17 protein-coding genes are annotated in these 17,593 nt (G+C 66.9%); 7 read left to right on the top strand and 10 right to left on the bottom strand.

Features of this window, described 5'->3' with window-relative positions; translation table 11 throughout:
- Window positions 1-34 precede the first annotated feature (34 nt).
- From CRP45_RS20255 to CRP45_RS33925, 3 genes are all read left to right on the top strand, one after another.
- Complete coding sequence (locus CRP45_RS20255; protein WP_067786240.1) at window positions 35-1,390, top strand: DUF445 domain-containing protein; 1,356 nt, start codon at window positions 35-37, stop codon at window positions 1,388-1,390.
- Between the two features lie 107 nt (window positions 1,391-1,497).
- Window positions 1,498-2,289, top strand: a complete 792-nt coding sequence (locus CRP45_RS20250) for a TIGR03084 family metal-binding protein (protein WP_097246373.1) — start codon at window positions 1,498-1,500, stop codon at window positions 2,287-2,289.
- A 354-nt stretch (window positions 2,290-2,643) separates the two neighbouring features.
- Window positions 2,644-3,330: a hypothetical protein gene (locus tag CRP45_RS33925; RefSeq protein ID WP_179830934.1), complete on the top strand. Its 687-nt coding sequence runs from the start codon at window positions 2,644-2,646 to the stop codon at window positions 3,328-3,330.
- A 6-nt stretch (window positions 3,331-3,336) separates the two neighbouring features.
- Here the strand turns inward: CRP45_RS33925 and CRP45_RS20240 are convergent, their stop codons facing one another.
- A complete protein-coding gene (locus CRP45_RS20240) occupies window positions 3,337-4,074 on the bottom strand; it encodes a PIN domain-containing protein (RefSeq protein WP_097246371.1) in 738 nt (245 codons plus the stop codon).
- 185 nt (window positions 4,075-4,259) lie between these two features.
- On the opposite strand from CRP45_RS20240, the gene lhgO reads away from it, so the two are divergent.
- From lhgO to CRP45_RS20225, 3 genes are all read left to right on the top strand, one after another.
- Window positions 4,260-5,423, top strand: a complete 1,164-nt coding sequence (lhgO, locus tag CRP45_RS20235) for an L-2-hydroxyglutarate oxidase (protein ID WP_245910257.1) — start codon at window positions 4,260-4,262, stop codon at window positions 5,421-5,423.
- Between the two features lie 160 nt (window positions 5,424-5,583).
- Window positions 5,584-6,054, top strand: coding sequence for an SRPBCC family protein (locus CRP45_RS20230; protein ID WP_067786248.1), 471 nt, complete (start codon window positions 5,584-5,586; stop codon window positions 6,052-6,054).
- A gap of 10 nt (window positions 6,055-6,064) precedes the next feature.
- Window positions 6,065-6,715, top strand: coding sequence for a ribonuclease H family protein (locus CRP45_RS20225; protein WP_097246370.1), 651 nt, complete (start codon window positions 6,065-6,067; stop codon window positions 6,713-6,715).
- Window positions 6,716-6,809: 94 nt separating this feature from the next.
- Here the strand turns inward: CRP45_RS20225 and CRP45_RS20220 are convergent, their stop codons facing one another.
- The 9 genes from CRP45_RS20220 to CRP45_RS20180 all read right to left on the bottom strand — a co-directional run bounded on the left by CRP45_RS20220 (window position 6,810) and on the right by CRP45_RS20180 (window position 16,372).
- Window positions 6,810-7,577, bottom strand: coding sequence for a hypothetical protein (locus CRP45_RS20220; RefSeq protein WP_097246369.1), 768 nt, complete (start codon window positions 7,575-7,577; stop codon window positions 6,810-6,812).
- A 126-nt stretch (window positions 7,578-7,703) separates the two neighbouring features.
- Window positions 7,704-8,882: an MlaD family protein gene (locus tag CRP45_RS20215; RefSeq protein WP_067786254.1), complete on the bottom strand. Its 1,179-nt coding sequence runs from the start codon at window positions 8,880-8,882 to the stop codon at window positions 7,704-7,706.
- Window positions 8,879-9,970, bottom strand: a complete 1,092-nt coding sequence (locus CRP45_RS20210; protein WP_097246675.1) for an MlaD family protein — start codon at window positions 9,968-9,970, stop codon at window positions 8,879-8,881. The genes CRP45_RS20215 and CRP45_RS20210 overlap by 4 nt, the downstream gene beginning before the upstream one ends.
- 8 nt (window positions 9,971-9,978) lie before the next feature.
- Window positions 9,979-11,088 carry an MlaD family protein gene (locus CRP45_RS20205; protein WP_067786256.1) on the bottom strand — a complete coding sequence of 370 codons (1,110 nt, stop codon included), beginning with the start codon at window positions 11,086-11,088 and terminating at the stop codon, window positions 9,979-9,981.
- A complete protein-coding gene (locus CRP45_RS20200) occupies window positions 11,088-12,074 on the bottom strand; it encodes an MCE family protein (protein ID WP_301315501.1) in 987 nt (328 codons plus the stop codon). Before CRP45_RS20200 ends, CRP45_RS20205 begins: the two co-directional genes overlap by 1 nt.
- An 8-nt stretch (window positions 12,075-12,082) precedes the next feature.
- A complete protein-coding gene (locus CRP45_RS20195) occupies window positions 12,083-13,126 on the bottom strand; it encodes an MCE family protein (RefSeq protein WP_067786259.1) in 1,044 nt (347 codons plus the stop codon).
- 73 nt (window positions 13,127-13,199) lie between these two features.
- Window positions 13,200-14,678, bottom strand: coding sequence for an MCE family protein (locus CRP45_RS20190; protein WP_097246368.1), 1,479 nt, complete (start codon window positions 14,676-14,678; stop codon window positions 13,200-13,202).
- A 7-nt stretch (window positions 14,679-14,685) separates the two neighbouring features.
- A complete protein-coding gene (locus tag CRP45_RS20185; protein ID WP_097246367.1) occupies window positions 14,686-15,549 on the bottom strand; it encodes an ABC transporter permease in 864 nt (287 codons plus the stop codon).
- A 4-nt stretch (window positions 15,550-15,553) separates the two neighbouring features.
- Complete coding sequence (locus tag CRP45_RS20180; RefSeq protein ID WP_245910298.1) at window positions 15,554-16,372, bottom strand: MlaE family ABC transporter permease; 819 nt, start codon at window positions 16,370-16,372, stop codon at window positions 15,554-15,556.
- Between the two features lie 526 nt (window positions 16,373-16,898).
- On the opposite strand from CRP45_RS20180, the gene CRP45_RS20175 reads away from it, so the two are divergent.
- Window positions 16,899-17,573: a S1 family peptidase gene (locus CRP45_RS20175; RefSeq protein WP_097246671.1), complete on the top strand. Its 675-nt coding sequence runs from the start codon at window positions 16,899-16,901 to the stop codon at window positions 17,571-17,573.
- Window positions 17,574-17,593: the final 20 nt, after the last annotated feature.

Genomic DNA, 17,593 nt, shown 5'->3' with positions numbered 1-17,593 from the left:
CCTCTTCAGCTCGCGCCATTAGGGGGATCCCAGGATGACCACTCTCGCCTCAGGGGTGTTCATCGACTGGGAAGAGCTCACCGGCCAGACGAAGTTCGTCGTCGACCTGGTCACTTTCCCCATTTTCAGCGCACTCGCCGGCTGGCTGACCAACTGGACCGGCGTGCTGATGCTCTTCTGGCCGGTACAGTTCCGCGGCTTCCGCGTGCCGGGTCTGCACGTGCTGTACCCGTACCTGCCGCGGCGGGTGCAGGTGCTGCCGACCTTCTCGGGCGACGGCCGCCAACTCGGCTTCCAAGGCTTCATTCCGGCGCGCGCGGAGAAGATGGCGAGCATCTGCGTCGACAAGGCGCTGATGCGGATCGGCAGTCCAAGGGACTTCATCCACGAGCTCGATCTGTACGGCATCGCCGACTACATCGCCGAGCTGGCGCGTAAACAGGTGCAGCCGCTCGTCGACGAGGTGATGTACCGGGAGAACCCGGACCTGTGGCGCTCGGTGCCGCGGCAGATGCGACAGGTCATCTACCAGCGGGTGGACCGGCAGCTGCCGAAGCTGACGCGCCGGGCCTTCGATTCGCTCGGCGACAACATCGATCAGCTCATCGACATCAAGAGCTTCGTCATCCGCTACCTGCGCGAGAACCCCGACATCCTCAAGGACCTCACCACCACCATCGCCGCCCCCGAGCTGAAGTTCATGGTGCGCATCGGCTTCCTCGGCGCGCCGTTCGGCCTGCTGATGGCGCTGTATCTGCACGTGCACGACCGCATTCCGGTGCTCGGCTGGGTGCCCGCCTGGGTGATCGTGCTGCTCAGCGCGGCGGCGATCGGCGTCATCGTGAACGTCATCGCGGTGAAGATGGTCTTCGAGCCGGGCGATCCGCAGCCGCGGTACAAGTACCTGTGGCGCCAGGCACTGCTGGCCAAGCGCCAGCCGCAGGCCGCGACCGACCTCGCGCGCATCCTGGCGTACCAGGTGCTCACGCTGCCGAACCTGGCCTCGGAACTGCTCGACGGTCCGAACGGCGACAAGACCCGCCAGCTCGTCGAGCGGCTGATCTCCGAGGAGATCCACCGCCAGCTAGGGCCCACGCACTCGATGGTGCGCGCGGCGTTCGGCAAACGGCAGTTCGACAATCTCAAGGTCGGCGCGGCCGGTGCCGCTGTCGCGTTGGCGCCGAGCATGATCGAGGACGAGGAGTTCGCGCGCGAGCAGGCGAAGAAGATCGACGAGTTCGCCGCGCGCAAGCTGCAACAGCTGAGCCCCGGCGAGTTCATGGAGATGTTCTACGCCTCGGTGGAGCAGGACGCCTGGCTGCTGTACCTGCACGGCGCCGTGCTCGGGTTGGTCGTCGGCGCGGCCCACCTGGTGCTTTTCGGGTGGTAGACCACGCGGAAATACAAGCACGCGTGCTTGCATTTTTTCCGCGCCGCTGCGATGCTGGGTCACACCAGGCACACGCGGCGGTGTGCCCGCGATCGGCAAGGGAACTCATGGCTGACCTCGAGGCGCTGCTCGGCGATTTCGCCGACGAATGCGCGGACCTGGAACGACTTGTCGCCCCGCTGGCGCCCGCGGACTGGGCCCGGCCGACGCCCGCGCCCGGCTGGCGCATCGCCCACCAGATCGGGCACCTCACCTGGACCGACGAGGTCGCGACCATCGCCGCCTCCGATGCCGACGAGTTCGCGAAACAAGTCACCGCCGCCGCGCCCAAGGCGCTGACCTTCGTCGACGAGGCGGCCGAGGAAGCCGCCGCGGCCCCGCCCTCCGAGCTGCTCGAGCGCTGGCGCGCCGGACGCAAGACGCTGATCGAGGCGCTGCGCGCGGTACCTGCCGGGACCAAGTTGCCGTGGTTCGGCCCGCCGATGAGCCCGGCCTCGATGATCACCGCGCGGCTCATGGAGACGTGGGCGCACGGTCAGGACGTGGCCGACGCGCTCGGCGTGACGCGCGAGCCGACCGCGCGGTTGCGCAGCGTGGCCCATCTCGGCGTGCGGACCAGGAACTTCGCCTATTCGGTGCGGGGCAAGGCGGCGCCCGCCGAGGAATTCCGCGTCGAACTCACCGCGCCGGACGACTCGGTGTGGACCTGGGGTCCGGAGGACGCGGCGCAGCGGGTGAGCGGGCCCGCGTTGGACTTCTGCCTGCTCGTCACCCAGCGCCGCCACCCCGACGACCTGGCGGTGCGCGCCGAAGGCCCGGATGCGCAGGAGTGGTTGACGATCGCCCAGGTCTTCGCGGGACCGTCCGGGGAGGGCCGGGCCGCAGGGCAATTCGCCTGACCGCTGCCGAAATGGCAGGCAGCCCGGCCGGACAACGTCCGACCGGGCTTCACCCGACCCGATTTGAGAACTCGGGAGCGGGCGAGCGCCACACTTGGGTGCGCCGTTCGCGTCGACGGCCGGACGCCGTTGGCCGGGTGTCTAAGAGTGGCAGTCGAGAATGACGCTCGCCAGCTAACCGATTTTTACCCCCTCGTCAGATGCCGGAAACATCCGTAGCGCGGTCTATTGTGATCCTGCTCGCACGGATGCCGTCCAAGATCGCGAAGCGTCGTAACCTGGACAGGCGTTCGGCTTTCAACGATGCGGGCCGACGACGCGAGGGGAGTCGGGGCGGAGGGAAAGGAACGCATCGTGACGGCACACAAACCTGCTCAGATCATGCGTCATACCGCGATCGTGTTGGCCGGCGCGGCCAGCCTCAGCCTCACTTTTGTCGCAGGTGGGTACGTCGTGAACCAGATGGCCGACACCCACTCCGGCGCCGGACGAGCCGCGCCGCCGCCCGCGCCGATCGTCGAGCCCTTCGCGCCACACCCGGGTCCGCGACCCGTCGAAACCTTGCTCGCCGGTAAGGCGCACGTGCTGCCGACCTACCAAGCCTCCGTTTTTCCGGCGGAAGCTGTTGTGCCGCAACCAGATCCGGCCGCCGCTCCGGCGCGACCCACTGGACTCGGCGGGCGCCTCGGCCTCGGCACCGCCTACGTTGGCGCGCAAGTCGCCCCGGTCCGCACCGGCACCGTCGCGTTCACCGTCGACACCAACGCCTTCTCGACGCTCACCGGCCTCGTGCTCTCCGAGCCCGTGCGCGCCCACCTCGGCATCGACCTGGACCCCACCGGAATCACCCAGATCCGCGCCGAAATCGACACCCGCAGCGGCGAAATCGCCTTCGTCCTCTCGGACGCCAACCTCGGCGAACACACCATCGAACTCCAGCGCCACCCGGCCCCAACCAACCCGGCCGCCCCCGCCGCTCCGGACGCCCCCGCCGCTCCGGACGCTCCGGACGCTCCGGACGCCCACGCCACCACCATCTGACCCGACTCACCAGCCAGGAGGCTTACGCCACCGCCCGGCCACCGGATCCGGTAGCTGGTGCCGGTAGAAATGCCGAGCCGACAGATTCGCCCACCAATGGCCGCCGGGTCCTTCGGATTTCAGCCCCCGCAGCGCCCCGGCGAGTGGCTTCGATCCCGGGTTGACCGTGCCCACGGGCACCTGCCCGCGAGCGATTCGCAGCGGCAGCGCGAGGTCGGAACCATTCGAAATGACGAGCGCGCCGTCGATATCCCGTCGGTAGACATCGGCCAGCAGATGTGTCGCGACATTCACGTCCGATCCTTTCTCCTCCCGCATTCGCACGGTCGCGAGCAGGACGTCGTCGCCAGAGCCGTTCGTTTTGCGGCGGATCGGCAAGCCGGGCGACCACGACTCCGCACCTGTCGGTACGAACACCTCCGCTCGGCCGGTCTTAGAGGCCGTCGCGAGCGGCGCGACCTTCGGCCATGCCACGTAGCGTCCTAGTTCCAACGTGTCGATCGAACGGTGCGCGCGAAGCGCCTTGAGGTAGACATCCTGATCCGCGTAAGCGCTGGGATTGTCGCCTGCATCGACACGTGCTGTGCAGTACACGACGCGCGTGATCGCAGAGCCCTGCCAACCGCATAGAGATTCCGCCAACGCCCGAACATCCAGCCAGCGCCAACCTGCGGTACCGCGGCCACAAATGCCGCGCATGCCGTAGTACGGGTTGTAGGCGTCGACGTACACGCCAATCCTCATGCGGACCCCCTCGACTGCAAGCTCAGAGCAAGGCGACGTTCAGAAGACCCCGGGAAACCGGCAAAAAAAGACCCAGCCCTATCGAGAGGACTGGGTTGGTGACACCACCATAGGAAGTCCTCTTCCGAGTGTCAACGCATTATCGCCTCACCCCGGTACTGTCGGCTGACGTGTACGACTTTTGCGTGATCGGGGGTGGGATCGTCGGGGTGGCGACGGCTCGGCGGCTGGTGGAGCGGCATTCCGGGGCTCGGGTGGTGTTGGTCGAGAAGGCCGGGGCGTTGGGGGTGCATCAGACGGGGCACAACAGCGGGGTGATTCACTCCGGGATCTATTACGAGCCGGGGAGTCTGAAGGCCGAGTTGTGCAGGCGGGGTGCGCGGTGGACGAAGGATTTCGCCGCGGCGCAAGGGATTCCGTACGAGGTGTGCGGAAAACTGCTGGTGGCCACCGATGCCGACGAATACGAACGGATGCTGGCGCTGTACGAGCGCTCGGTCACCAACGGGGTGGAGGTCGAACTCGTCGACGCCGCCGAGCTCGTGCGGCGCGAGCCGCGGATCACCGGCGTCGGCGCGCTTTTCGTGCCGGGCACCGGCATCATCGACTACCGCGAGGTGACCGCGGCGCTCGCCGAACAGGTTCGCGCGGCGGGCGGTGAGATCGTGCTCGGCGCGGAGGTCACCGCCATCGAGGAGACCGACTCGGCGGTGACGATCACCGGCAAGACCGGCGCGTGGACCGCACGCACCCTGGTGGTCTGCGCCGGACTGCAAGCCGATCGGATGGCGCGACTCGCGGGTCTGCCGATCGACTTTCGCATCGTCCCGTTCCGCGGCGAGTACTACCAGCTGCCGCCCGAACGCGCCGGTCTGGTGCGCACGCTGATCTATCCGGTGCCCGACCCGAACCTGCCGTTCCTCGGCGTGCACCTGAGCCCGACCATCGACGGCGAACTCACCGTCGGCCCCAACGCGGTGCTCGGCCTCGCGCGCGAGGGCTATCGAAAGGGGAGCGTCGACCTGCGCGACGCCAAAGAGGTCGTGGGCTTTCCCGGCGTGCACCGGGTCGCCCGCGCGCACTTCAAGACGGGTCTGCGCGAACTGCGCAATTCGGTGTTCAAGCGCGGCTATCTGGCCGAATGTCGCCGCTACTGCCCGGAACTCACCGCCGCCGACCTGCGACCGCGCCCGGCAGGCATCCGCGCGCAGGCGGTGTTGCGCGACGGCACCCTGGTCCACGACTTCATGATCGAACGCACCGCGCGCTCGGTGCACGTGCTCAACGCGCCCTCGCCCGCGGCGACCTCGGCAATGCCCATCGCGGAGTACATCGTCGACCTGATCTGACGAAACGCCGACCGCGGAAACCGGACCGGAAGTACCCAGAGAACCAAGCAACCGGCCGGTCGCGATATGGAAAGGACCGCTACCCGAAATCCGCCCAACCCCTCGAATAAAGAGGAGAGCTGTAGTACTTTTGTCCGCAGCCGTGGATCAGGGAGGGCCTATGGGCCACATCAAGTACGCGAGTGACGTCGGGGCACCCGTCGAAGTGGCGTTCACGTACACGGACAACCACCTGTTCGTGCCGGATTGGATGTTCGGCGTCGCCTCCTTCGAGCCCACCGGCGAACTGGACCAAGGTCCCGGCGCCCGCTTCGCTACAACGGTCCGACTCGGTCTCTGGCGTCCGACGATCCCCTGCGAGATCACCGAATATCGCCGCAACGTGGTGATCGGGTATACGCTGCGTGGGCGGTTGTCGGGAACGCTGACGCTGCGTTTCGACCCGCTCGGCTATGGACGGTCGGTGCTGACCTCCGAAGCGGAGTACGCTGCACCTCGCGGCTTCCTCGGCCGCATGTGCGCGGGCTTGGTCGACAATGCCGTGCGATCGGCGTTACGTCGCACCGAGTCTCAATTGCGAAGGGAGATAGAGGAATTCCACGGTACCGATCTTGTCGGTCGGATTGCGTAGGGTGCCAGCCATGATCATCGTGAGCACCGACGGATCCTGCCTCCGAAATCCCGGCGGCGCTATCGGCTGGGCTTGGGTCAATCATCAGGGGGGCGCCTCGCGCAGCGGGGGAGCCGCGACGGGGACGAATCAGATCGCCGAGCTACGCGCGGTCCTGGAGGCCATCGAGGCACACCCCGGCGCCGAACCCCTTCTGATCGAAAGCGATTCGCTCTACGCGATCAAGTGCGCGTCGGAATGGATATCGAGCTGGCGGCTGAACGGCTGGCGCACGTCTACCGGCGGCGCCGTCAAGAACGTGGAGATCATCAAGCAGATCGACCGCGCCATCGCGAGCAGGCCGGGTCCGGTCCGATTCCGTTGGGTGCGCGGCCATGTCGGCAATTACTTCAACGAGATGGCCGACACCCTGGCGGGCGAAGCGGCGCGGAAGGCCGCCGCCTCGGCGTCCGCCGCCGAGGTCGACACCACCGAACTCGCGGCGGTGGATACGCCGAAAACCACGGTGCCGCTGGCGAAGACGACCGTGCCGCTGTCGGTGACGCTGGCGAAAAGCGCTGCACCGCAACAGCGAAATGCCGCACCGCAACAGAAGACCACCGGGCCGCGGGCCTCGGGGAAGGCGGTCGCGTCGGCTCCTCAGACTTTGACTCTGTTCTGAGCAGCTCCGCGACCGCAGGAGGACCGCCCGAAAGACCTCCGGCGGTGGTGACTGGGCCCACCGCCGGAGGCGCTTTCGGAGAACTGTCGAGCGATCAGTTGCCTGGCTGTGGCTGCGGCTGCTCGGTCGGGGCCGGAGCGGGCGCGGGCGCACCGCCGGGCAGGCCGGTGCCGCCGCCCTTCAGCATCGGCGAGTCGAGCTTGGCCACCTTCCACTTGCCGTCCTCGTTCTGCAGGTCGGCGACGATGACCACGAACTGTCGATCCGGCTGCTGCTGGGTGAAGTTGGTACGGAACTGGGTCAGCGTCACCAGCACCTTGGCTTCGCTGGTGTCACCGGACTGGTACCCGCACTGCACGTCGTCGGCCCAGGACTTGACCTGCGCCTGCACCATCGCGTCGGTGAGCGCGGTGGTGGCGTCGGTGAACTCCTTCAGGAACTCGCCGGTGGAGCCCTCCTTGACCTTGGTGAAGTAGCCCTCGAGGTCCTTGGAGTAGTCGTAGACCGAGACGTCGCGGCCGAAATCGCAGGCCGCCCGCGTCGCGTCGTTGACGGCGGCGAGCTCGTCCGACTTCTTCTGTGCCTGCAGGTAGAAGACCACCACCGCGGTGACGGCCGCGACGAGCAGAATGCCCGCCACGAAGGCCGCGATCACCGGCAGCAGATTCGAGCGGTCCTGGCTCGCCGCGGGTGTCGGCTTCGGCTTCGGCTCGCTCTTCGTCTGCTTCTCGCCCGCCTTCCCCAGGTCAAGCTTGGCCGTCGCCGCGTCGCTCGCCCCCGCCGCGTCGGTCGCGGCGCTCTCCTCGGCGGTCTTCTTCGTGGTCTCGGCGTCTTTATTGGTGTCGGCGTCGTCGGTGGACATCGATAAATCCTGCTCTTTCCCGGCGCGCGCACGCACCGATTCGGCTGGCTGGCCCGCATGGGCAAACCGTACGGGTTCTACCAGCGAGTATGCCGGGCCGACCGGACAGCCGGTGGCCCGGGTCACTCACCGCACCGGGGGAAGGGTCCGCTCGTTGGGATCCACACCCGGAGGCATCTGGGCGCCGTTGTTCGGCACGTTCGGCCGCGGCGCGTTCGCGGCGCCACGGATCTGCTGACCCGGCGGCGGGTTCACGCAGTAGTTCCACTTCGGGATGCTGCCGTCCTGGACGACCTCGTTGCGGATCTGCGGGGTGTTGTAGGTGCAGTACGGCCGGGGCCAGATATCGATCATCGCGTGGAACTCGTTGTCCCACGCCGGGACACCGAGCGCCTCGGCGCCGAGCGCGAGCGACGGGAACAGCGCGCGCAGCGCGGGCAGGCGCAACTGCGCTGCCTTGGTGATGGCGACGAAGTTGGTGACCAGGCTGGTGATCGGGTCCGCGGTCTTGTCCAGCACGGCGCCGAGGCTCTCCAGCTGTCCCGGGCCCGAGTCCAGCACGCCCTGCAGCTCCGCGTTGGCCGCGTTGAACTGTGCGAACAGTTCCCCGGAGTTGGCGGTGAGAATGGCGAGATCCGGCTGCGCCTGCGACGTGGTGTCGGCGATGGTGCGCAGGTTGGTGATCAGGCTGGTGGTTTGCGGGAGCAGCGAGTCGAGGCCGGACGTGGCCAGGCTGATGCCGTTGACCAGACCGCGCAGCTGATCCGGGCCGCCGCTGAGCGCGATGTCCAGCTCCGCGAGGATGACGCTGAACTTGTCCGGATCGACCTGCGCGATCAGCGCGCTGGTGTTGTCCAGCACCGACCACACCGGCGTCGGCGTCTTGACGGTCTCTGGATCGAACTGGACGACGGCGCCGTCGGCGAGGAACGGTCCGTCCTCGGTGCCGGGCCGGAAGTCGATGTACTGCTCACCGGCGGCAGACAGCGCCTGCACCGCCACGTCGGTGTCGACCGGGATCTTGTACCGGCTGTCGATCTCGGCGCGGGCGGCGATGGCCTGGCCGCGGTCGGTCAGCTCGATCGAGGTGACCTTGCCGACGCGGTAGCCGCGCAGGGTCACGTCGTTGCCCGGCTGCAGACCGCCGGAGCGGTCCAGGTTCACCGTCACGGTGTAGCTGGACCGCAGCGGATTGATCCGCATGACACTCACCAGCAGGTACGACGCGCCGACGAGCAGCACGAGCACCAGGCCGATCCCCGAGAGGATCAGCTTGTTCGACCAGATCTTCGAGACCGCGCTCACCGGTGGCCCCCCGTCACCCGCTGCTGCACGAGTTGCAGCACCTGGATCAGGCTGCCCGCGAAGTCCTGCAGGTCTTCCAGGTTCGGCAGCCTGCCGTGCTGCGGGTCGGTCAGCGCGCTGATATCGAGGTTCGTCGCGGTGGCGTAGACGGCGAAGCTGCGGCCGCGGAAGGTGGCGTCGACCTTCGGCCGGATCTCGTGCAGACGGTCCATCAGCAGGCCGAAGTCGTCGCCGGTTCGCGCGAGCGCGTCCATCAGTGCCTGGGTGTTGTCCAGCAGGCTGGCCAGCTGGTCACCCGTGGTGTCGGAGTAGTCGCCGAGCGCGGCGCTGGTCTCCGAGATCTTGGTCAGCAGTTCGCCGATCGCCCGGTTGTTCTCGGCGACAGCGCCGATCATCTGGGGCAGCGTGTCGGCGACCTGACCGAGTTCCGCGCGCCGCGACTCGAGGGTGGTCGCCAGCGTGCTGAACTGGTTCAGCACCGAGTCGACGCGGGCGGTGTTGTCGTTCAAACTGCCGACCACACCGGTCAATTCGTTGATCAGGTGCGCGACCTGCGGCCCGCGCCCGCCGACGATGGAATCCAGCTCCGAGGTCAGCTTGGTGAGCGAGGCGATGCCGCCGCCGTTGAACAGCATGGACACCGAGATGAGCAGCTGCTCGACGGAGGCGCCCGCCGAGGTGTCCTCGATCGTCAGTGTGTCGCCGTCGTGCAGCATCGGCGCGCCCGGCTCGGCCTTCGGCTTGGACAGCGCGACGAACACGTCACCGAGCGGGGTGGCCTGGCGCAGTTCGGCGGTGCTGCCCTTGGGCAACTCGATATCGCTGCGGATGCTCAGGTCGACGACGGCCTGGAAGTTCTTGGTCGTGATGTTGGTGACCACACCGACATCCGAACCGCCGATCTTCACCTTGGCCTGGTCGGGCAGGTTCAGCGCGTTCTCGAACACCGCCTGGACGGTGTAGGTCTCGCCCGCCTGTCCCGGCTTGGGCAGCGGCAGGTCTTCGACGGTGAACCCGCAGCCAGAGGTGATGCCCACCCCGGCCACCGCCGCGATGGCGACGAGCGCCCTGCGTGCCTTGATCGTCATGCGGTACGTCATTTCGTCAGTCCAAGCAGTGCGGCGGTGAGCCCGTAGTCGGGTCCGAAGTCCTGCATATTTCCGGTGCGGCACCCGTCGGCCTTCATCTGGATCCGCTCGCAGAACAGGGCGACGATCTCGCCGTTGAGCGCGGTGCCGATGATGGCGTGCAGCCGCACGAAGCGGCCCTCGCGGTTGATGATCCTGTCGATGTTCTGCATCGCCATCGGGGCCACGTCGGCGACCTCGGTGAGGCCGTAGGCGTTGTCCCGCAGCTGATTGGTGACGTTGGTCAGACCGGCGAGGCTGGCGGCCAGCTCGCCCTGGTAGTCACCGAGCGTCGTACTCGTGTTGGCCAGGAAGTCGTTGAGCTGGTCGAGCGTGGCCTGCAGACCCGGAGCCTGCTCGGCGAGCAGCCCGGTCATCTGGGTCACCCGGTTGCTGAAATCGCGCACGGACTGGTCGTTCTCGGCCAGCATCGTGGTCAGCTCGTTGAGCTGGATGATGATGTTGGAGATCGCGTCCTTGTTGTCGACGCCGACCTTCAGCGCGCCCGACAGCGCGTTGAGGGTGTCGCGCATCTTCTCGCCGTTGCCGTTCATCATCGGGTACAGCACCCGTCCGGAGAGCGGGCCCAGACCCTCGACGCCCTCCTGCGGCTTCAGCGCGGCCGCGAACTGATCGATGGTCTTGATCATCGTGTCCAGTTCGACGGGAGTCCTGGTGCGCGCCTTCGGCAGGTGGGTGCCGTCGGTCATCGTCTCGCCCTCGGTGTAGACGGGGGTGAGTTCGATGTGCCGATCGGTGACGATCGACGGCGAGACGATCGCCGCCTCGGCGTTCTTCGGAATCTTCACGCCGGAATCGACCGACAGGTGCACCTCGACGAGGGTGCCCTTCGGCACGATCTTGTCGACCTTGCCGACCTGGAGCCCGAGCACCGTGATCGGGTTGCCCTCGTAGATGCCCGCGATGTTCTCGAAGTCGGCGGTGATCTTCATCGTGCCGCCGAGCGCGTCGTTGACCGAGGTCGGCAGCAGCGAGCAGCTGCCGACGGTGAGGGCCGCGGCGCTGATCGCGACCAGCTTGGCGGCGGATCTCAGCTTGGCAGCGGTGGCGAATTTCATCACTGGCACCCCTCGATAGCTTGGGCGAAGCACAACCAGTTGTCCGGGAACAGCCACGGCAGACCCACGTCGCCGTACGGGCCGCTGCCACCCCACGAGTTGGCCAGGTAGCGCACGGTCGGCGGAAGCAACGACAGGATCCGGTCCAGATTGTCCTTGTTCTTCTGCAGACCCTCGGCCATCGTGTTCAGCTGCTGGATGGTCGGGCCGAGCTGACCTTCGTTCTGCGCGCCGATCTCCTGCAACTGCCTGGTCAGCGCCGCGATGTTGTCGAGCAGCTGGCGCAGCAGGTCCTGGCGCTCCATCACCCGGTTGGCGATGGCCTCGCCCTGGGTGATCACCAGCAGCACACTGTTGCGGTTCTCGCCGAGGATCGTGGTGACCCGGTCCAGGTCCTGGAGCAGCTTGTCGACCTCCTCGCGGCGGGTGTCGATCACCTTCGCCAGCGCGCCGACGCTGTCCAGCGCCTGCGCGGTCAGCTCGGGCGAGTCACCCATCGACTGATTGATCACGTTCAGCGATTCGGCCAGCTTCGCGGTGTCGAGCGCCTCGAACTTCGGCGTGCCGATCTGCACCACGTCGGCGAGGTTGTACGGAACCGCGGTGTTGGACACCGGGATTCGGCCGTCCTTCAGGCCGGAGCCGTCGCCGGGATCGAGGTCGACGTACCTGGCGCCGAGCAGGGTCGCCATCTTGATCGAGGCGCGGGCGTCGGGGCCGAGCTTGACGTTGTTGTCGACGTTCATGGTGAGCAGCACGTGGCTGCCCTCGAGCTTCGCGCCGGTCACGGTGCCGACCGGAACGCCCGCGGCGTTGACCTTGTCGCCGACCTTGATCCCGGCCGCCTGCACGAACTCGGCCTTGACCGTCTGATCGCCGACACCGAGCATCCGGATGATGCCCGAGGCCATCAGCAGCACCACGATCAGCACGGCGCCGATGATGCCGAGCCAGAAGTAGCGGTTGCTGTCGAAGCGGTTCCTCATCTTCGCGATCATGGGCGGCACACCGCCGAGTGCGCAGTGCCACCGATCTGCGAGAACAGACCGCGGGGGAACAGCACGCCGTAGAGCGAGACGTCCAAGCCGCAGAGGTAGGCGTTGGCGTAGGCGCCCTCCGAGGTGTGCCTGCCCGCCGCCGAGAGGACGTGCGGCAGGTCGATCGCGGCCTGGTCGAGCTTGGCGCCGTTGTCCAGCAGCAGCGTCAGCGCGGCGCTGGTGGAGTTCTGCGCCGTCTGCAGCCTCGGCTGGATGTTGCCGACCATGCCGACCAGCGACGTGGTCGCGCTCGCGATCTGCTCGGTGGAGGCGAGCAGGGACTGGCCCTGCTCGTACAGTCCGCCGATCAAGGCCCGGGTCTGCGTCACCAGGGTCTCCAATTCATCACCTCGTTTGGCCAAGCCCGCCATCACACCGGACAGGTTGGCGATCACGTCGGACAGGATCGCGTCGCGACGCTGGAAATCGGTGGCCAGCTGGGCGGCCTGCACGATGAACGAGCTCAGCGAGACGCCGTCGCCCTGCAGCGCCTGGATGAACGTCTCCGAGAGCCGGTTCACCTGTTCGGGCTGCAGCACCTGGAACAGCGGCTGGAACCCGTTGAGCAGACCCGACACGTCGAACGACGGCTCGGTCCGCTCCAGCGGAATCGAGGCCTTGTCCTTCAGCGGCGCCGGGTTGGACGCTTCGCCGGGGGCGAGCGCCACGTACCGCTGGCCGATCAGGTTCTGGTAGCGGACAAGGGCTTTGGTGTCGTCGTAGATGGTCTGGTCGCTCTGCACGATGAACGTCACGTTCGCGACCGACTTCTTCGTCCGATCGTCGCGGGCCAACTCGATCTTCTCGACCTTGCCCACTCGAACGCCCGCCATGCGCACGTCGTCGCCTTCGCGCAGACCGAGCACATCGGTGAACGTCGCGGAATAGGTCTTGGTATCGCCCGCGACGACTCGCGCGAGGGTGTTCCAGACGACCACCGTCACCAGGATGGAGACGATCGCGAAGATACCGAACCCGATCAGCGGCTTCTTGATACTCATGCCTGCGCCTCGCTGACGCTCGGCGCCGGCATGTGCATTGCACGCTGGCACATGATTCGCTCACTGCGTTCGCTCATCGAGCCCCACCTTCGGACACTTCCATCGTTCCGCCCTTCAGAATCGGACTCAGCAGCAAGTACTCCGCGGTGGTCGGCTTGCGGCCGAGCAGCTTCTCGATCGCCGCGTCACCCTGGTAGGAGATCGGCCTGCCGGCCGCGGGCGCGTCCGCCGGGGCCGCCGCGGGGGCGGGGGCGGGCGGCAGCAGGCCGGGCAGACCGGGCAGGACCGGGAACAGACCCTCGAGCGGCGTACCCGCGAACGGCTGCTGCGCGGTTCCCTGCAGGTCGGCGACGACTCGGCCCGGATCCGGCATGGTGACGCCGGGGATCAGCGGCAAGCCGGGCATCGGCACCACCGGCGGCAGTCCGGCGGCCGATTCCAGCGCGCGCGGCCGCAGGTTCTCCGGCAGCGGCGGCAGCTCGTTCACCTCGGGCGCGGTGGCGCAGCTCGGTCCGGCCATCTCGTCGTAGCGCGGGCAGTCCGCGACGGTGTACGGCTTGTACGGCGTGAGCGTGATGCCCGCGTTCCAGATCTGCTGCTGCTGCGGACCCCAGCGGAACGTGGTGTTCATCGCCCGGACCGACTCGCTCAGGTTCAGCAGCGTCCTGGTGATCGCGCTCGGGTCGGCGGTGAGCGCGCCGAACAGGTCGGAGGTGCCGACGGTGACTTCCTTGCCGACGTTCGGGTTGCGGGCGAACAGGTCGTTCACCCGGTCGACGGTGCCGCTTGTCCCGGTGATCAGCGCGACGAGCTCGTCGCGGCGTTCGGCGATGGTGCTCGCGGTCTGCACCGAGCTGCCGAGCACGTCGAGCAGTTCGGGGGCCGACTCGTTCAACGCGCGGAACGAGCTGGAGAAGTCGTTCAGGAAGACGCCGAGATCCGGGATGGACTCGTCGACGGCGAGCACCCAGCGGTCCAGCCGCTCGATGGTCGAGCCCGGCATCCGGCCGCTGCCGTCCAGCGCCTGCGAGAGGGTGCCGAGCACCCGGCCGAACTGCACGGGGTCGATCTTCTCCAGGATGTTGCGGACCGTGGTCAGCGTGTCCTGCAGCGCGATCGTGCCCTTGCTGCGGTCCTCCTCGATGACCGACCCTTCCTTCAGGTAGGTGTCGGACGGGCCGTTGAAGACCAGTTCGATGGAGGTGACGGCGAACAGGTTGCTCGGCACGACGCGCGCGGTCACGTTGGACGGAATGTCGCCCGCGTACTCCGGCTTCAGCTCGATCTGCACCTTCTGCAGTTCGCCCTTGGCCGCGACCTCGACCTCGTCGACCGCGCCGACCAGGACGCCGCGGAACTTCACGTCGGCTTCCGACGGCAGGCCGTCACCGGTGGTGGTCAGCTGCGCGACGACGTTCACCTTCGGTACGAAGTAGCCGGTGTAGCGCGCCATGAGGAAGCCGAGCACCAGCGCGAACACGATCAGTCCGCACACGCCCGCGATCAGCAACTGCCGCATCGTGGGCCCGCGCCCACTGGGATCGATGATCATCTGGCCCTTACCCCGAGATCCGGATTCCGGGGTTGACGCCCCAGATCGCCAACGTCATGAAGAGGTCCGCGAAGACGACCAGGATGATGCACATCTTGATCGCCCGCCCCGCCGCGACACCCACGCCTTCCGGCCCACCCGAGGCGAAGAAGCCGTAGTAGCACTGGATGAAGGTGGTGATCGCGACGAAAATGATCGCTTTGAGCAGCGAGTACAGCACGTCGGTCGGTATCAGGAACTGATAGAAGTAATGCGCGTAGGTGCCGCTCGCGGTGCCGCCGATCAGCTGCACGGTCAGCGAGCAGGAGATGTAGGCGGTCGCGAGACCGAGGCAGTACAGCGGGACGATCGCGATGATCGCCGCGAACATCCGGGTGCTGACCAGGTACGGCAGCGGCCGGATGGCCACCGACTCCAGCGCGTCGATCTCCTCGGAGATGCGCATCGCGCCGAGCTGCGCGGTGAACCGACAACCCGCCTGCGCCGCGAAGGCCAATGAGGCGAGCAACGGACCGAGTTCGCGGGTGGTCGCGAACGCCGAGATCGCGCCGGTGATCGGGCTCAGGCCGAGCAGGTTCAGCGAGGTGTAGCCCTGGATGCCGACGGTCATGCCGCCGAACGCGCTCAGGATCACGATGACGCCGATGGTGCCGCCACCGACGACCAGGTTGCCGTTGCCCCATGTGACGTCGGAGAGCAGCCGCCACACTTCCTTGGGGTACTGCTTGAGCGCCAGTGGAATGGAGCCGACGGAACGCAGGAAGAAGAAGCCCTGGTGGCCGAGCCGAGCGACGAGATCGACCGGCGCCTGCGCGGAACGCTTGAGTCCCTGGAGTGGCCGCAGCAGTGGCGGTACGTAGGTTGATGACACCGGCTCAGACCACCTGTGGGGGGAAGAGTGCGTTGTAGACCTGGGTGATGATGAGGTTCACGCCGAAGAGCATCAGCGCGGAACTCACCACCGCCGAGTTGACCGAGTTCGCGACGCCACCGGGTCCACCGCGCGTGTTCAGGCCGGTATCGCAGGCGATGATGGCGGCCAGCAGACCGAAGATCAGCGACTTCACCAGCGCGACGAGCAGATCGCGGGTCACGGCGAACGAGGAGAAGGTGCTGACGTACGAGCCCGGCGTGCCGCCCTGGGCGAAGATGTTGAAGATGTAGCCGGTCAGGAAGCCGACGAAGACGACGAAGCCGCAGAGCAGGACACTGACCAGCATCGCGGCGCCGAGCCGCGGCGCGACCAGGCGGCGCAGCGGGTCCACGCCCATCACCTTCATGGCGTCGATCTCCTCGCGGATGGTGCGCGAGCCGAGATCGGCGCAGATGGCCGAGCCGACCGCGCCCGCGATCATGATCGAGGTGACCAGCGGTGCGCCCTGCTGGATGATGCCGAGGCCGTTGGCCGCGCCGATGAACGACGTCGCGCCGACCTGTCCGGCCACCGCGCCGACCTGGATCGAGACGATGACGCCGATGGGAATCGCGACGAGCAGCGTGGGCGCCGCGGCCACATTGGCCATGAAGGCGCACTGACGCACGAATTCGCCGAAGGGGAACCGTCGCCGGAAGATGGCGAGGACGAGTTCCGCCACCGCGGCGATGCCCATCGTGATCTGTCGGCCGAAGGTCTCCAGTGACCGCTTGGGATGGTCTTCCCAGTACGACCTCGTCCAATCGACCGCTTCACTTATCCGTGATCCCGTGGGAGGACTCTTGGTCGACTGCACTGGCTAACCCCTCTCGACGCCGGTTGCTCACCCCGACGACTTGTTTGCTTGACGCACCTTACTACGGAGTAGTGCGGAACACACCATCGTCATGTGATTGCAGTCATAGATGCGAGTCACTGTCGGGAAAAGCCCTCGAGCACGTGCTCCAACCTTTGTCTTGCATCCCAAAATAAAGCGTACAAATTTTAGAACAGGTTACAGTTGAGGCCCCTCTATATGGGCGTCGTCCTCTATCACCGATCAATTACGCGGAAACTATTCATCTAAATTTGACGCCTTTTCGAAGGCCTTCCGAATGTGTTCGATCCCGATTGGAAACGCATTGGGCGTGTCGAACGACGACCTTTGTTATAGATCGTAGCTATCACTATTACGATTCGGCGGCACCCTCCGCCGGAGCACCCGTACGAGACGCGCCCGAGACCGAATACTGACACGATGTATGCGACAGATTGATATCGTGCGGGCTTCCGACGTCTGGAGGGACATGTTCAGCAAACTCGCCAAGGCGGCCAACGCCGTCTTCGCCGTCGCCCTCGGTGCGGCGCTGCTCGGGACGGGCGCAGGCCCCGCGGCCGCCGCGCCAGGTCCGCCGGTGATCGGGGGCGGATCCGGCATCGTCATCGACAACATGTTCGAGTGCACCGTCACCACGGTTGGTCACGACAACGCGGGCCGACTGGTCGGGCTCACGGCCGGACACTGCGGTGACCCTGGCGCGGAGGTGTACGCGGAGGTCGATCGCGAGGCGGGCGTGATCGGTCGCTTCGTCTACTCCAACTCGGAGCTCGACTACGCCGTCATCGAGTTCGAGCCGGGCGCGATCACCCCGGTCAACCGGATCGGCAACGTCACCATCACCGGCATCGGCGGACCGGCCCAGTTCCCGATGATCGTCTGCAAGGAAGGCCGGACCACCGGCAACACCTGTGGCATCACCTACGGCGACGTGTTCGGCACCAACATCGAGACCTGGACCCAGATGTGCGTCGTCGAAGGCGATTCCGGCGCACCCGTGGTCGCGGGCACGACCCTGGTCGGCATGGTGAACGCCTACCTGGCGATCGCGTGCTTCGGCCCCGAGGTCGGCACCAACATGAGCGCGATCATGAACGACCTGAACGCGCGCGGCGGCCCCGGCGCGGGTTACGTGCCGATCTGATCGGCCACAGCACAGACGAC

Origin of the sequence: Nocardia amikacinitolerans, assembly GCF_900215415.1 — a bacterium.
In the GTDB taxonomy this organism is placed as follows: domain Bacteria; phylum Actinomycetota; class Actinomycetes; order Mycobacteriales; family Mycobacteriaceae; genus Nocardia; species Nocardia amikacinitolerans.
The sequence above is the reverse complement of the archived record's forward strand: the minus strand, read 5'-3'. Positions and strand labels throughout refer to the sequence as shown.

What these genes read in the sequence shown, in the direction of transcription:
- CRP45_RS20255 (WP_067786240.1), top strand. Translation starts at nt 35, where the DNA reads ATGACCACTCTCGCCTCAGGGGTGTTCATCGACTGGGAAGAGCTCACC.
- CRP45_RS20250 (WP_097246373.1), top strand. Translation starts at nt 1,498, where the DNA reads ATGGCTGACCTCGAGGCGCTGCTCGGCGATTTCGCCGACGAATGCGCG.
- CRP45_RS20240 (WP_097246371.1), bottom strand. Translation starts at nt 4,074, where the DNA reads ATGAGGATTGGCGTGTACGTCGACGCCTACAACCCGTACTACGGCATG.
- CRP45_RS20230 (WP_067786248.1), top strand. Translation starts at nt 5,584, where the DNA reads ATGGGCCACATCAAGTACGCGAGTGACGTCGGGGCACCCGTCGAAGTG.
- CRP45_RS20225 (WP_097246370.1), top strand. Translation starts at nt 6,065, where the DNA reads ATGATCATCGTGAGCACCGACGGATCCTGCCTCCGAAATCCCGGCGGC.
- CRP45_RS20220 (WP_097246369.1), bottom strand. Translation starts at nt 7,577, where the DNA reads ATGTCCACCGACGACGCCGACACCAATAAAGACGCCGAGACCACGAAG.
- CRP45_RS20210 (WP_097246675.1), bottom strand. Translation starts at nt 9,970, where the DNA reads ATGACGATCAAGGCACGCAGGGCGCTCGTCGCCATCGCGGCGGTGGCC.
- CRP45_RS20205 (WP_067786256.1), bottom strand. Translation starts at nt 11,088, where the DNA reads ATGAAATTCGCCACCGCTGCCAAGCTGAGATCCGCCGCCAAGCTGGTC.
- CRP45_RS20200 (WP_301315501.1), bottom strand. Translation starts at nt 12,074, where the DNA reads ATGAGGAACCGCTTCGACAGCAACCGCTACTTCTGGCTCGGCATCATC.
- CRP45_RS20195 (WP_067786259.1), bottom strand. Translation starts at nt 13,126, where the DNA reads ATGAGTATCAAGAAGCCGCTGATCGGGTTCGGTATCTTCGCGATCGTC.
- CRP45_RS20190 (WP_097246368.1), bottom strand. Translation starts at nt 14,678, where the DNA reads ATGATCATCGATCCCAGTGGGCGCGGGCCCACGATGCGGCAGTTGCTG.
- CRP45_RS20175 (WP_097246671.1), top strand. Translation starts at nt 16,899, where the DNA reads ATGTTCAGCAAACTCGCCAAGGCGGCCAACGCCGTCTTCGCCGTCGCC.